Source organism: Tamaricihabitans halophyticus (assembly GCF_004340875.1).
Taxonomy (GTDB): domain Bacteria; phylum Actinomycetota; class Actinomycetes; order Mycobacteriales; family Pseudonocardiaceae; genus Tamaricihabitans; species Tamaricihabitans halophyticus.
This window is the reverse complement of the sequence record NZ_SLXQ01000024.1, coordinates 25,611-40,197: the sequence shown is the minus strand read 5'-3', so window position 1 is coordinate 40,197 and position 14,587 is coordinate 25,611. Positions and strand designations below refer to the sequence as shown.

The following is a 14,587-nucleotide window of genomic DNA, read 5'->3' as shown; positions in this document are numbered from 1 at the left end:
GAACCGGGCACCAAGCTAGCACACTTCCTCAAAACTGAGGAAGTGTTAGTTCTGTGGTGGGACGTCGACTTCCGCGACTACTTGCTCGAACTCCAGCTCAGTCAACTCAGTCAGCCAGCTGATCATCGTGTCGAAGTGCTTGCCGGTAAGCCGACGACTTGCCTTGCGATCACCTCGGATCACCGCTTGCACGATCGCGGCATGCTCGGCACTCGATTGGTTCTTCTGTCCGACGCGATGTGCCGCGGCGACAACGAGCGGTTCGAAGTAATTGACCTCTGGGTACAGCGCCTCAGCGACCACGGCGTAGGGCGCGCTGTGCGCGGCCTGGCAGAGCAGGACATGAAACTCGATCGCATGGCGCGAGAAATCGCCGCCGTGCAACCGGTTCTGGTCGTACTGCTCGAGACTGGTCCGTAAAGCTTGGTGGTCGTCTCGGCTCGCACGGCCACACGCGAGATCCGCCGCCTCGATCTCGACGACTTTGCGCAGCGCGAGCAGATCGATGAGCTCGGATCGGTCGGCCTCGTCGAACATGTCGTCAATGAGGGCGTTGCGGCGCCGATGCTGGGAGGCCCGCACAAGAACCAGTCGCGCTGGCTCGGTCAGCCGCCGCCCATTGCGGCCCTCGCCTTCGGTAACGCCGAGCTCATCGAGCCGGAGTAGCATCCGGGACACGGTTGCCTGGCTCACAGCTGATCCGCTCGCCACGAGATGGCGATGAGCCCGGGCGGCTCCGACTGGCTTCTCCGCGGTCAACAGGAGCTCGGTCAGCGCGCGCTCATCAGCGCTCAGGAGATCCCATAGCGGGCGGTCACCCTCCACAAACGTCACCACGTTAGTTTCGCATGGCGGCTCGCCCGGGTCGTGACCCGAGACGCCGAGGTATCCGGTCACTCGTCCGGCATCCATGGTTCGAGCACCGTGGGGTCGACAACCGCGGACTCGGCCTGCCGTCGCTCGTCCGCCGTGAGTGCGATCTGCCGCAGCTTCGCTCCCCAGTCAGGTACCCGCTCTGGTTCCTCGAGTTCGATCGACAGCTCGATAAGAATCGCCAGGGCCCTCGCCTGCTCGACGGCGGACGCGTCCTGGCCATGGCGGCGAAGCCCAGAGTTCAACGCCCGGAACGCGGCACGGGGGTCGTCCTTGAACTCGCGCAGGATCCGCGCGTTGTCCAGGACCCGAGCAAGCCCCTTAAGATGTTTGGCGCCACCGTATTCCAGTTCACTTGGCTCGTCGCGCTGGATCACGATGATGGCGTTTCCCGACGGGTCCATGATGCTGAATCGGGTGGCACCGGCTCGGTACCGCGAGTGATCCTGGGTAGTCCTTTGGTCAGCATCTTCCCGTAGGTACGGCGCATCGCCTCGGCGAAGGCGGCATGATAGGGCGCGACCGCATCGACCATCACCAGGCATCCGCCCGTGCTCTCCAGCGAGGGGTCCACATTGCTCGATGCGCGACCATAGTGCAACGCGAACCCGCTCCACTGGAACGCCAGATACAGATAGGGCTTCGTCTGCTCATGGGTCACCTCGAACCCGAGCGCCCGCCAAAATGTCAAGGTGTCCTCCGGCGCGGTGCAGGACAGCAGCGGCACGATGGTCTCGTTCGGCTGCACACGTTCATCAAGCATTCTCGGCATCTCCTCGCGGCGGGGTGCATAGCTCAAGCAGTCTGCCAACTCGCCGACCAACACGCACATAACGAATACTCGGTCGTCCGTGCTGGTTTTACGTAACCTGTGTTGACATGTGAGCCGATTGTTGGAAAACGTATCTGGTGTACTAATGTCGCGTCGTATATGGTATTATACATCTCTCGTGCGCCGCGGCATCGCTACGCGATCAAAAGATTCACCACTCCAACTCGGGCAGTTTGGCAGCAATTCGGCCAGCTTCCGGGGACTGCAGGTCCCGGAAGTTCTTCCAAGCCCGGCGCCAATATTGCCTAGCCTGACTGTGCTGGCCAAGCGCCTCGCAGACATCGCCCGACCCACTGTAGGCCCGAGCTTGCTCGTAACGTGCGCCCACACCGGAACCTGTCGAGCCAGTCACCAGCGCCTTTTCGAAGTTCTCCGCGGCCGCATCCCAGTCACCGTTGGCCGCGTGTGCTTCGGCTAGGCCATTCAAGATCATGGCGGTAATCGTCGTGTCATAGCCGGGCGTAGCAGCACGAAGCGCTAGTTGATAGTTCGCAATAGCCTCTTGGAGATTGCCGCGGCTCCGGTCGATGGATCCGAGAATATACGATCCTAGAATGTCGAGAGCACGTACACCTTTTCCCTCAATGAGATCTCTCATTCGGCGTGCATAGTTAAGCGCTTCATCATAGTGCGCGGTGTCGTAGCGGAGAAAGGCGAGATGAGTCTGCGTATAGGCCTTACTCAGCAGGTGATCGGCTTCTTCAGCCAGACGCATAGCCCGCATGAGGCAGTGTTCGGCCTCCGCGTACCTGCCAAGGCGGCGATAGAGATGCCCTAAGTTGCTCAACGGTTTACTTTCCAAGGACGCCGAGCCAAGCTCGCGATACAGCTCCGTGGAGTGGCGAAAGTGCGTGATCGCTTCGTCGAACCTGCCGACAGTCTGGTATGCGCCGGCGAGATAGTTCAGGGTCGTAGCCAGTGATTTTGGTTCTTCCAGATGCTGCTGAACACTTAAGGCTTGCTCCAGGTGTTCCGCGGCTTTGGCGTACTCATTCAACCGATGTTGCCACAGTCCAAGGTTGCGCAACGCAATCCCTTCGGCCACTCGGTCTCCTATTTTCCGAGCTAGGTCGAGGGCACGGCTATGCACCCGTTGCGCATCGTCATGGTGCCAACCAATGTCCAGAAATGGCCACAATGTTGCGGACAGATCGAAGGTATAGGTTGTAAAACCACACTCCGGCGCATGCTCGGCTATCTGCACCAGGTTCGCCCGTTCAGTGTCCAGCCACCCTCTCGCGTCCGCGTAGGAACTAAATCGGACGCCAGCGGCCATTGCCGCGTAGCGCTCGGTACCCAGCTCCGACTCCTCTGGCGCGATCCATTCCATCGCCTGCGCCGAAGTGCTCAGGTAGTGATCGAACAACCGGCGCCGGGCTTCCGCGCGGGTGGCCGCATCGTCGGACTCAGACAACAACTCGGCAGCGTAGGCACGCAGTAGGTCGTGCAGTAGAAATCGCCCACTGCTCAGTTCGTCCACGAGGTGCGCGCGCTGTAGCAGTTCGATCGAACGGCGGGTGTCTCGATGAGCTCTGCCGGTCAAGGCCGCCAGGGCTTCGATGTCGATATCGTGGCCAACGTGCAACGCCCACAATCGAAGCAGCTCCGCGGCCTCGCGCGGTAGCTGGCGGTACGACCACGACAGGACCGTGCGCACCGAACTATTCGGATCGTCGCCGGTTTCGAGCAAGTCGAGCCGATCGCGTGGATCCTCGAGCTCGTCGACGAGCTCGCCAACTCCGGCGGCTGGCCGGAATCGAATCCGTTCAGCCGCGATCCGCAGCGCAAGCGGAAGCCGGGCGCAACGTGCGATAAGGCGGTCGATTCCGATTGGATCAGCGTCAATTCGACCAGCATCGAGCAAGTTACGTAGCAGCGAATCGGCCTCCTGCCAGGTGAACTGCGACAGCAGGATCCGGTTGGCCCCGTCCCGAGCAACGAGACTGGCCAGTGGATCCCTGCTGGTGACCAGCACCAGGCACCCTGGTGTCGCGGGTAGCAGCGGCCGGACTTGTTCGGCAGTCTTGGCATTGTCCAAAACCAGCAACGTCCGGGTGCCAGCCAGTGCTGACCGCAACAACGCCGAACGTTCAGAGACATCCTGCGGAATGGCACTTCCCTCGACCCCGAACGCACGCAGGAATCCAGCCAAGGCCATCTCCGCCCGCACCGGCGCATCCGGTCCATAGCCACACAGATCCAGGTACAGCTGGCCATCCGGAAACTGATCCCGGATACCATTCGCCCAGTACCGCGCCAGGGCTGTCTTGCCAACCCCGCCAGCGCCCACGACAGCCACTACGGTCACCGATTCCAGCGCCTCGGACAACATGGCATCGAGCTCACCGAGCTCATCCGTGCGCCCGACGAAGCTGGTCGGCGGCGCTGGTAGTTGCGCCGGCACCATCGACCTCGTTACGTGCCGGGCTTGCGCGTCCGTCGGAACATCTTCCCCTGCCAGCACTCGTTGTTCGATCGCGCGCAGCTCGGATCCCGGCTCAAGTCCCAGTTCCACAACCGATATCTCACGTGCGCGCCGGTATGCCGCCAGCGCGTCGGCCTGTCGGCCGCATCGGGACAAGGCGGTCATCAATAGACCGTGGAATCGTTCGCGCAAGGGGTGCTGATTCGCCAGCTCAGTGAGCTCGCCGACGACGGCGGCGTGCCGTCCAGAGCGAAGCTCGGCGGCGTACAACTCGTCGAGTGCCACCAGCCTGCGTTCAGCGTACCGCTGCACCTCCCCGGTCAGCATCAGCAAGTCAATGCCCTGGAACGGGTCGCCGTGAAACATTGCCAGTGCTTTCCGCAACAGCTCAGCGCACCGCTGTGGTTCCTGGTTCGACACGCTGATCGCATCGTCGACCAGCGTGTCGAACTCCTCCGCGTCGAGCTCGCCAGGCAACACCGTGAGGCGATAGCCACCGGGGCCGAAGGACAGTCGCTCGGGTTCAGCCATGACTGCACGTAGCCTGTGGACCTGCAGATGGAGTCGCCGCTCGGGTCCGGATTCCGCTGGTGCACCCCAGAGTGCGTTGACAAGGACGTCAACCGGCACGGTTTCATTTGCGCGCGCGACGAGGATCGCCAACAAGCTCCGCCGCAGCGTGCCGGAAACCGTTGCCATCTCAGTGTCCTGGCTAATCCGAATCGGACCGAGAACCTCGAAACGCACTGAACTTTTCCCTTCGGACCTGGCTAATAGCCGCCGGGAGGCTACTGAGCCCCGGGCGTGTCGGAAACTGACCTATCGTTCGGATAGCCGACGGGTAGTAACCCGAGCACCGTATGCCCTTGTGGTATCAACCGCTGCGTCACGGCCTGCGCCTGGACCGAGTCGATACCGCCGAGAAACACGGTGCCGAGCGCGTTCTCGGTAACCCACAGGTAGACGTTCTGCGCGATCAGTCCCGCTTCGAACCAGCAGAAGCGCTCACCGCGCCCCGACATCTGCGTCACGAAGGCAGTATTGGCTGCGCCGAAATCGGCGGACAGCAACAGGACAACCGGACATCCGGCGAGCCAGTTCGCGTCAAGCGTTGCCCGCGCCAATCGGGCACGATAATCTCCGCTTTCCACGCTGACGAGCGCATGCTCCACCGGCAGGTAACGGTAAACACCGGACGCCAGCCCATCGACCGCGCCGGCAACCACGGTAACCACGATGTCGTACCGGGCATGCGCCGAACCGTAGGGACGGCTGGCACCGTGGCCGACGGTCGTGCTCAGTAGCCGGGTCAGCTGGGCCACATCAACCGGAACAGACCGATAGCTCTTGATCGACCTACGACGCTGGACGAGTCGGGCAACCGCGCCATCCTCCAGCGACGAGGTCAGATCGATCCGTGTTCCCTTCGCGCGGCTCATGAGTCCGCCGAACCGCTCGGGGCCGATGCGAGTTTCACCGCTACCTCCTCCGCACGGAATCCTTCCAGCAGCCGGCACGGTAGCACCGCCGAGATCAACTAGCTGGCGATGAACGGATCCCATCAAGCACGAAGCCGGTGCGACGGTCGTAGTCAGCTCGGGACGGCCTACTGCCGTGTTTGAGCGCGAGCGCGTTGTCATGCAACAAGGCATGGAGGTCATCCCCCTTGAACTCAGCGCGCAGTACACCCGCGGTTCGGCAAGCCGCGCTGAGTTCCTCGTTGAAGGCGCCTCCCGCATGGCAGATCCGCACCAGGCTCGGCGAGTCCGGGTATGTCTCGAGCATGGTGTCGACGACGGCGGGTTGTCGGTACTGGACGTCCCGAACCGCGGTGATGTAGTACACGAGTCGTTCGCCAACATCCTCGATCGACCTGGCACGGTCAATGATGGCGAACAGCTCAACCGCAACCACCTCTTCGATGACGGCTTCGATCAAGCCGATTCGCCCGCCGAATCTGTTGAAGATCGTCGCCTTGCTCACTCCCGCGGCTTTCGCGACTTCTTCCAGTGGCACGGTCAGACCTCGACCATGGAAGGCGCCAATCGCGGCGCGGCGGATCTGGTCGGCATTGCGCCGCGCGTCAGCGCGCAGCCGAGACTCCGCGCTCGTCCCACCAGTCATGCGATCTCCTCGGGCTAACTTGACCATGCCGGTCAGATTATCTAGTGTCGGCGATATCCGCTAACTTGACTCGACTGGTCAGCTTATTCTCAGGAAGGTATGCACGTGATCGTTGTGACCGGCGCTACCGGCGCATTAGGCGGCGCCACCGTCGAGAATCTCCTCACCCGTATCCCGGCGAGCCAGCTCGGCGTCAGCGTGCGTGACGTCAACAAGGCACGACACTTCGCCGATCGCGGCGTACTTGTCCGTCAGGGCTCATACGAGGATCCGGCCGCGTTGCGTGCCTCCTTCGCCGGCGCCGAACAGGTACTGCTGGTTTCTGGCAACGACCCGGCGGCCGACGTGGTTGCCCTGCACCGTAATGCGATCGACGCTGCCGTAGCCGCCGGCGTCAAACGGATCCTGTACACCAGCCAACAAGGCGCCGCTGATGGCCCATATCCACCCGGTCGGCTGCACGCTGCCACTGAAGCGATCCTGGCCGATTCTGGCATCGCATGGACGGCGCTTCGCTGTGGCTTCTTCGGCAGCCTCGACCAACTACTCGGGCCCTGGCAACGAACCGGGGTGATCGCCGCGCCAGCGGACGGGCCCATCCCATGGATAGAGCGTGCCGATATCGCCGAGGCGGTGGCGGTCATCCTCGCCGGCGACGACGCATTCGACGGCCCCATCACACTCACGACCCCGCATCCCGTCACGCTGGACGACCTCGCCGGATTCGCATCCCAACTAACCGGCCGTGATATCACCCGAGTCGTCGTGGACGACGAGCAGTGGGTCACCGAGCAAACCGCGAACGGTCTCCCGGATCACCTGGCGCGAATGACCCTCGCGATGTTCCAAGCAGTCCGCACGGGGTATTTCGCGGAAGCCGATCCACTGTTGACCGAACTCCTCGGCCGTGAACCGCGCCATGCAGTCGACCAACTCGCCGACGCCATCACCTGACCATTCCCGGCTGACCGTGCTCCGCGAAGCGTATGGTCGGACCGGTGCTCGACTCGAATCGGCTCGATTGGGACCACAACGCCTACTACCAGGGACTGCTCCTTCGGCAGCTGCCGCAAACCTGCGAGAAGGTACTCGACATAGGCTGTGGCGCGGGACAGTTCGCCACCCGGCTTTCCCAGCGAGCCGACCGGGTACACGCCGTCGACCGCTGTGCCGAGATGGTTGAGCAAGCGACGCAGCGAACGCCAGGCAACGTCACCTGCGTTCGCGGTGACCCGCTTACCGACCCGCTGCCAGGCAGGGACTACGACGCGATCTTTTCGATCAGCGCGCTGCACCACATGCCCATGCGGGATGCGCTTCCGGTGCTCGCGGCGGCCCTACGGCCGGGCGGCGTCCTCGCCGCCGTCGCCCTACCCCGAAAGGATCTACGCCGGGAGTTGCCCTTCGAGGTCGCCGCCGCGCTCGGGCACCGTCTGTTCGGAGCGGTGTTCCTCGCTATGCGGTCACGCGGAAACGGCGACTGGTTCGCCAAGGATTCGACGCATTCGACGATGCCGATGGTTCTCGATCCGCCGCTGACCACCCGGGAGGTCGCCAGCCAGGCGGCGGCTGTGTTGCCAGGCGTACGAGTGCGCCGGCTGGTGTTCTGGCGCTATCTGTTGATCTGGCGGAAGCCCAGCTTCCGTGACCACGTTCTTTAGGAATCTTGCGGTTGAGGATATGCAACGGCACGTTTCACGGGTCACGCCGGCCCGTCTGGGCTCGCGCCGTGCCGTCCGACTGGCAACATGAGCGGGCGCCCGGAAACGGGGTCCGTGATGATCTTGCTTGTTAGCCCGAACACTCGCCCCACGGTTTCCGCGGTCAGCACCTCGGCCGGATCGCCTTCGGCATGGATCTGGCCATCCACCATCGCGATCAGGCGGTCGCTGTAGCGTGCGGCGAGGTTCAGATCGTGCAGCACCATCACGATGGTCGTCTGGAGAGCGCGGTTGAGATCGGTGAGCAGGTCGAGGACCTCCACCTGGTGGTTCACGTCAAGAAAGGTGGTCGGCTCGTCCAGCAGCAGGATTCCGGTGCGCTGGGCAAGAGCCATCGCGATCCACACGCGCTGCCGCTGCCCACCGGAGAGCTCGTCGACCGGACGTTCCGCGAGCTCCACCGTGTCGGTGGCTTCCAGTGCATCGGCAACCGCCTCATCATCTTCTGCCCGCCACCGGGACAGCACCCGCTGATGCGGATGGCGGCCACGGCCAACGAGATCGCTGACCGTGATTCCTTCGGGAGCGATGGGCGACTGCGGGAGTAGACCGAGCTGCTGGGCTAGCCGTTTGGCTGGGATCTTGTGCACAGCTGTGCCGTCGAGCAGTACGAGGCCGGACCGTGGACGCAGCAGTCGGGACAGCGACCGCAGTAACGTCGATTTGCCGCAGGCGTTCGCTCCGACGATCGCGGTGATCTCGCCAGGCGACACCGTAAGGTTCAGGTCCTCGATCACGATGCGGTCCTGGTAGCCGACACTGAGCTCTTCGGCGACCAGAGTGTGCTTCTGTTTGCAGGTCACAGGGCTCCCCTCGCGCGATTGGTGCTGATGATCAGGTAGATCAGGTAGGGCGCCCCGAGGACACCCGTGACGACCCCAACCGGATATCGGGTTCCGGTCGCGTATTGCCCAACAAGGTCGGCGACGAGAACGAGCACCACTCCAACAAACGCGGCTGGTAACAGCAGGGAACCGGTCGGTCCAACCACCCGCGCGGCGATCGGGCCGGACAGGAAGGCCACGAAGGCGACGGGCCCCGCCGCCGCCGTGGCGAACGCGATCAGCACGACCGCGGCAACGATGGTGATCAGGCGTGTCCGTTCGACCCGAACACCAAGTGCCGAGGCAGTGTCGTCGCCGAGCGCGAGCTGGTTGAGATTGCGTGACTGGCCGAGAAGCAACGGCACCAACACAACCAATGCGACCGCTACCGGAACGGTGCCCGACCAAGTGGCCCCGTTCAGGCTGCCGGTGAGCCAGCGCATCGCCTCCTGGTGATCCCACTCGGAAGCCCTGCTGAGGAAGTAGCTCGTGGCGGATTTGAACATCGCGGCCAGGCCGATACCGACGAGGATCAGACGGGTGCCCGCAACACCACCGCGGTACGAGAGCAGATACACCAGCAGTGCCACCACAAGACCCGAGACGACCGCGAATACCGAGACCCCCGCCCCGTCCAGCGAGAGCATCACGATCGCGAAGGTCGCGGCAGCACTGGCGCCACTGCTGATTCCGATAATGTCCGGACTCGCCAGCGGATTGCGAAGCATGGTTTGGAAAGTGACACCAGCCAACCCGAAGCTGAACCCAGCGACAACCGCCAGCGCCGTTCGCGGCAAGCGCAGCCGGCCGACGGTGAACGACGCTCCCGGCACCTCTTCGCCCAGGACTACTCGCAGGATCTCCCCTGGTGGATAGAACGTACGGCCCACCATCAGCGATAACGCGGCAAGGACGACAGCCGCCCCCACTAGTATCGCCAACGCAACGCGCCGCCGGAACGCCCGCCGACCACGGTCTCCGGCAACGATATCTCGAGTAGATGCGGACCCCGAAGTGCTGACGAGCGCGGTCACAGCTCTTTGACTTTCTGTCTACGCACAATGGCGATGAAAAACGGCGCCCCGACAAGCGCCGTGACAATGCCAACGTCGATTTGATCGGGCCGAGCGACTACCCGCCCCAGCACGTCGGCGGCGGTCACCAAACCCGCGCCCGTGAGCGCGGAAAACGGCAACAGCCAGCGGTGATCTGGCCCGACAAGCAGCCGGCACAGATGCGGCACCACGAGGCCGACGAAAGTGATCGGCCCAGCCAGCGCGGTGGCCGAACCGCACAACACCACCGCGCCAAGGGCGGGGATGGCGCGCGCGATCGCGACCCGCTCCCCCAGCCCCGCGGCCACCTCGTCGCCGAGCGCGAGCAAGTTGAGCCCACGCGCGGAGAACAGGCAGATCAGGAACCCGAGTACGAAAAACGGCAATACCTGGGCCGTACGTTCGAAGGTCGCGCCACCGACCCCGCCGATCTCCCACGAGCGAGCGGCATCGGCAATATCGTTGCGAGGCAACACGACCGCACTGATCAACGACGTAAGTGCCGCCATGGTCGCGGCTCCGGCAAGCGCCAGCTTCAGGGGTGTCGGCCCGCCGGAACCAAGCGAGCCGATCACATAAACCGCGACCGCGGTGACCGCGGCACCGCCCATCGCGACCCAGGCGTATCCGGTCGGCGACGTCAGCCCAAACCATGCGATGCCGACGACCACCGCGAGGGAAGCGCCGCTGTTGATACCGAGGATGCCGGGGTCGGCCAGCGGATTACGGGTAACGCCCTGCAACGCCGCCCCTGCCACCGCGAGCGCGGCCCCCACGAGCAGTGCGAGGAACGTACGCGGGATACGCGTGGCCACCGCTGCCTGTTGCCAGGTCTCAGTCGCACCGCCGAGGGCCGCGGTGATGTCGCTCCAGCTGACTCCCCTTGTGCCGATGGCGACCGAAGCCCACGAAAGTCCAATAACGACGGACAGTAAAACCAGCAGCCAGAGGGCACGTAACGCCCTCGGGCGCCGAACTACGGCTCGGGTAGCGGGCTCGTCCTCGGTCGTTGACGCCGTCGAACTCACTGAACCGCCGTCACTTCGCCTTCGCCGCGGCGTCGTCGAGCAACCCGAGGTACTTGTCAAGCACCCACGGGATCGCGAGTGGCGTTGGGTTGGCCGCGGTGCCGATCGGCTCCGAGTTGGGCAGCGTCACGATCGATTGGTTCGCGACGGCGGGGACCTTCGACAGCAGCGGGTCGGCATTCAGCGCGTCGATGAGCTTCTGGTCACCGTAGGTCACGATGATATCGACGTCGTTGAAGGAATCAGCCTTCTCCGCACTCCTGGTCAGCGAGAACTGGTCGGTTTGTTTGGACGCGGAAGCAATACTGCCCGGCTGGCTGAGCCCGAGGTCATCGAAGAATCTCACCCGCGTGTCGTGGGTCGTGTAGAAGCTGACCTTGCTGAGGTCGGTTGTATCGATGTGGGTCAAGAACATCGCGGATTTGTCTTGCAGGGACCCGTGTTCCGCGGCCGACTTCCCGATATCCCGCTCGAGCTTCTCGATGAGCTGCTGGCCCTCGTTGGCCATACCCATCCCCTTGGCGTTGTACTCGATCATCTCCTGCCACGGTGTCCCCCACGCGGTTTCCGGAAATGCCACGACGGGCGCGATCTCGCTGAGCGTGTCGTAATCTTCCCGCGTCAGGCCGGAATACGCCGCGAGGATTACATCCGGAGCGGTGTCCGCGACGGCTTCGAAGTCGATGCCGTCGGTTTCGTTGAACAGCACCGGGGTCTTCGCGCCAAGCTCGTCGAGCTTATCCTCCACCCACGGCAGTACTCCGTCGTCATCGTCGTCGCCGAAATCGGCGGCCGCCATGCCGACGGGAACAACACCCAGTGCCAGGGGCACCTCGTGGTTGGCCCAGTTGACCGTCGCGACACGCTCGGGCTTCTCCTCGATCACCGTCTCACCGAAGGCGTGCTCAATCGTGACGGGCTCGAACCCCCCGCCGCCTGCTGATGAGTCGTCATTGCCAGCACCGGTGCCGCAGGCGGCAAGCCCGAACGCGAGCACCCCGGCAGAGATGGCCGCCGCCAGGCGGGAGACATGAGACATCGGTACCCTTCCGATCGGCCGCTGCGCGCGGGTTAGCCAAGGCATCCAAACACGGAATAGGTTAGCCTAACCAAAGGGAAGTGACGGAGCTCATGCCCCGCGAGGGACCGTGCGCCGACGGTAATCGCGGCGCTACCGGTACCACGAAGGCCGCTGTACCGCGCCGGAATCGTCACGCCCTATCAACGCGGTATTTGTGAAAGAATTGGACACGAATCAGCTGAGCGGAATGCCGACAGGAAGGCACGAGGTTTGCCGCAGCGCACCAAGTTCGTGATTGAGCTGCCCGCGGGGAATCGCCCGGGCAGATCCGCTTGGCTTGGCCCATTCTCGTTAGCGCTGGCCGCGCTGTGCTGGTTTCTGCCGAGCGGCGGCGCACTGGTGGGAGCTGCCGCGGTCGTGTGTGGCGCCTTGTCGATTGCCACGCGTAAGGAGTACCGCATTGATTGGACCGCGGTTGCTGGTATCGGTGTCGGCCTCGCACAGTTGGCCTGGTTTCTCACCCTTCTCGGCATTACTTAACGTCTGACTGATTTGTGCCATTATCCGAAGAAAGGCACCGCAATCAGGCGACCGGTGTCAGCCAGAAACGCATTCTTTGGGTGTCTGGGATCCTCCACCGAGTGGGTTGTTCAGCCGCCATTATCAGTTCGCGGCTCGCCAAGGGCGCGACCCTCAGCCCGAATGATCTCCAGCCCCGCGGGATCCATCAGTTCACCGAAGCGCTGCCGGTTATGCGCATGTGCGAGGTGGTGCGTATCGAATGTCGACTCCGCCGCCGCCCGCATACCTTGTAGGTCGAGGGCACGGTTTACCGCACGTTTGGCCAGCCGGATACCGAACGTGGGTCGTGCCGCGATCCGTCGCGCGAGGTCGAGCGTCGTTTCCGCAAGTTGAGCCCTCGGGACTACTCGATTCACCATGCCCAGCGACCGCGCATCCTCCGCGTCGATCGGTTCCCCAGTGAACAACATCTCCTTCGCCCGGCGATGCCCGAGTTCCCACGGGTGGACGAAATACTCCGCGGCCGCAGAACCGAACGCGCTCGTCGGATCGAGAAAGGTGGTGTCATCGGCCGCGATGATCAGGTCGCACGGCCAGATCAGTTCCAGCGCGCCACCGATGACTCGGCCATGCACTTGAGCGAGCACCGGTCGGGACAGCTCGCGCCATCGCAGGCAAAGTCCGAGGAACAGCTCCTGCTCGGTGGCGTACCAGCCCTCGGCGCCAGGGTCCGTGAATCCGCCGGTCGGGGTGCGCGGCGTACTGCCGTCCATGGCATAGGCAGCCGAAACGTCTAAGTCATGACCGGATGAGAAGTCCGGGCCATCCGCCGCGAGGATGATGACCCTGGCTTCCCGCACCGCGCGCTGATACGCGTCGTCGAGCGCGTGCAGCATCAACCGGTCTTGCGCATTCCGCTTGTCCGGTCTCGCCAGTACCACCCGTGCGACGCCTTCAGCTGGTTGCTCGTACCGTATCCGGGGTCGCTCCGCCGATTCGTCGGTCATAGGCCGTACGACTTTCCGATGATTTCGCGCTGAATCTCGCTCGTACCGGCATATACCGTGGAGACGATCGATTCGCGAAGATGCAGTTCCATATCGTGGTCCTTGGTGTATCCGGCGCCGCCGAGCAGCTGCATCCCTTCGATGGCCATCCGTTTCGCCGTTTCGGTCACCTTGAGCTTCACCATGGATGCCTCCCTTGGTTCACACCGCTCCGGGTCGGCGTCGAGCTTCGCGGCCAGATCCCTGACCAGCAGCCGGCAACACTCCAACTCGGTCGCGAGGTCCGCGATTCGATGCCGGATCGCCTGGAAGCTACCGATCGGACGGCCGAACTGCTCACGGGTACGCACGTACTCCACGGTGTCGTCAAAGATGCGTCGCGCCCGACCAAGGAACATCGCGCCGCACATCAGCCGATCGGTATTGAGGGTGCGCATAATCTGCTGCCACGCCTTGCCTGGATCGCCGATAACCCGGTCCGCGCCCACCGTCACGTTGTCGAAATAGACCTCATTCACCTCGTCGCCGCCGAGCGTCCGAATCGGACGAATCGTCAGTCCTTCGGCCTCGGCGGGGACATCGATCATGGTGATGCCGTCATGCTTTGACCCGCTGTCGTCGGTGCGGCACAACACCTGAATACGTTTGGCGATATGCGCGCAGGAGATCCACGTCTTCTGACCGTTGATCACGTAGTTGTCGCCGTCGCGTTCCGCCCGACAGATCATTGATCCGGGGTCCGAGCCGGAGCTGGGCTCGCTGATGGCCGTCGCCAGCACGTCGCCTCGGGTGACACCGCCAAGAATATCGCGCTTCTGGTCCTCATTGCCAAACCGTTCCACGACGGTAGCGCTCACCAAAGTGATCACCATGCCGTACAGCGGCGCCAAGCCGTAGGACATCTCTTCGACCAGCGCGCAGACATCGGAGGCCGAACCACCACCGCCGCCGTACTCGGTGGGAATTCCGCAGCCTGCCCACCCCAGTTCCACGACCTTGTCGTACAGCTCCTGGTTATGCGTTACCTGCCCGTCCGAACTCAGCCGATCACGCTGCTCCTTCGTGCCACATTCGCGTTTCGCGAACTCGCGCAGCGACTGCACAAAATCGGACCTGTCAACAACATCCGTCATTTCGCCACCTCGTCAAGTCGTT

The 14,587-nt window shown here is 63.4% G+C and carries 14 protein-coding genes; 2 read left to right on the top strand and 12 right to left on the bottom strand.

Going from position 1 to position 14,587, the window contains the following annotated elements; translation table 11 throughout:
- Positions 1 to 45 precede the first annotated feature (45 nt).
- From EV191_RS28215 to EV191_RS28195, 6 genes are all read right to left on the bottom strand, one after another.
- Positions 46 to 834 (bottom strand): FCD domain-containing protein, encoded by a 789-nt coding sequence (locus EV191_RS28215; protein ID WP_165913143.1) that lies wholly within the window; start codon positions 832 to 834, stop codon positions 46 to 48.
- A 59-nt stretch (positions 835 to 893) separates the two neighbouring features.
- Positions 894 to 1,277 carry a hypothetical protein gene (locus EV191_RS30450; protein WP_207894811.1) on the bottom strand — a complete coding sequence of 128 codons (384 nt, stop codon included), beginning with the start codon at positions 1,275 to 1,277 and terminating at the stop codon, positions 894 to 896.
- The gene (locus EV191_RS30445; RefSeq protein ID WP_207894809.1) at positions 1,247 to 1,636 is read right to left on the bottom strand and encodes a VOC family protein; all 390 of its coding nucleotides are present in this window, start codon (positions 1,634 to 1,636) and stop codon (positions 1,247 to 1,249) included. The genes EV191_RS30450 and EV191_RS30445 overlap by 31 nt, the downstream gene beginning before the upstream one ends.
- Before the next feature lie 220 nt (positions 1,637 to 1,856).
- On the bottom strand, positions 1,857 to 4,661 hold the full coding sequence (locus EV191_RS28205; protein WP_165913142.1) for an AfsR/SARP family transcriptional regulator: 2,805 nt from the start codon (positions 4,659 to 4,661) through the stop codon (positions 1,857 to 1,859).
- Positions 4,662 to 4,918: 257 nt separating this feature from the next.
- Positions 4,919 to 5,569, bottom strand: a complete 651-nt coding sequence (locus EV191_RS28200; protein ID WP_165913141.1) for a SagB/ThcOx family dehydrogenase — start codon at positions 5,567 to 5,569, stop codon at positions 4,919 to 4,921.
- Between the two features lie 94 nt (positions 5,570 to 5,663).
- Entirely contained in the window at positions 5,664 to 6,254 is a 591-nt protein-coding gene (locus EV191_RS28195; RefSeq protein WP_132880930.1) for a TetR/AcrR family transcriptional regulator, read from the bottom strand.
- Between the two features lie 99 nt (positions 6,255 to 6,353).
- Between EV191_RS28195 and EV191_RS28190 the strand changes: the two genes are divergently transcribed.
- Positions 6,354 to 7,208 carry an NAD(P)H-binding protein gene (locus EV191_RS28190; RefSeq protein ID WP_243659296.1) on the top strand — a complete coding sequence of 285 codons (855 nt, stop codon included), beginning with the start codon at positions 6,354 to 6,356 and terminating at the stop codon, positions 7,206 to 7,208.
- A 44-nt stretch (positions 7,209 to 7,252) separates the two neighbouring features.
- Positions 7,253 to 7,915 carry a class I SAM-dependent methyltransferase gene (locus tag EV191_RS28185; RefSeq protein ID WP_243659295.1) on the top strand — a complete coding sequence of 221 codons (663 nt, stop codon included), beginning with the start codon at positions 7,253 to 7,255 and terminating at the stop codon, positions 7,913 to 7,915.
- 41 nt (positions 7,916 to 7,956) lie between these two features.
- Here EV191_RS28185 and EV191_RS28180 read toward each other — a convergent pair whose 3' ends face one another.
- The 6 genes from EV191_RS28180 to EV191_RS28155 form a co-directional block, all read right to left on the bottom strand.
- Positions 7,957 to 8,778, bottom strand: a complete 822-nt coding sequence (locus EV191_RS28180) for an ABC transporter ATP-binding protein (RefSeq protein WP_132880926.1) — start codon at positions 8,776 to 8,778, stop codon at positions 7,957 to 7,959.
- On the bottom strand, positions 8,775 to 9,728 hold the full coding sequence (locus EV191_RS28175) for a FecCD family ABC transporter permease (RefSeq protein WP_243659294.1): 954 nt from the start codon (positions 9,726 to 9,728) through the stop codon (positions 8,775 to 8,777). The genes EV191_RS28180 and EV191_RS28175 overlap by 4 nt, the downstream gene beginning before the upstream one ends.
- A 101-nt stretch (positions 9,729 to 9,829) precedes the next feature.
- Positions 9,830 to 10,882 (bottom strand): FecCD family ABC transporter permease, encoded by a 1,053-nt coding sequence (locus EV191_RS28170; RefSeq protein WP_132880922.1) that lies wholly within the window; start codon positions 10,880 to 10,882, stop codon positions 9,830 to 9,832.
- Between the two features lie 10 nt (positions 10,883 to 10,892).
- Entirely contained in the window at positions 10,893 to 11,921 is a 1,029-nt protein-coding gene (locus EV191_RS28165) for an iron-siderophore ABC transporter substrate-binding protein (RefSeq protein ID WP_132880920.1), read from the bottom strand.
- Between the two features lie 632 nt (positions 11,922 to 12,553).
- Positions 12,554 to 13,432: an enoyl-CoA hydratase gene (locus EV191_RS28160; protein ID WP_132880919.1), complete on the bottom strand. Its 879-nt coding sequence runs from the start codon at positions 13,430 to 13,432 to the stop codon at positions 12,554 to 12,556.
- Positions 13,429 to 14,565 carry an acyl-CoA dehydrogenase family protein gene (locus tag EV191_RS28155; RefSeq protein ID WP_132880917.1) on the bottom strand — a complete coding sequence of 379 codons (1,137 nt, stop codon included), beginning with the start codon at positions 14,563 to 14,565 and terminating at the stop codon, positions 13,429 to 13,431. The genes EV191_RS28160 and EV191_RS28155 overlap by 4 nt, the downstream gene beginning before the upstream one ends.
- Positions 14,566 to 14,587 lie beyond the last annotated feature (22 nt).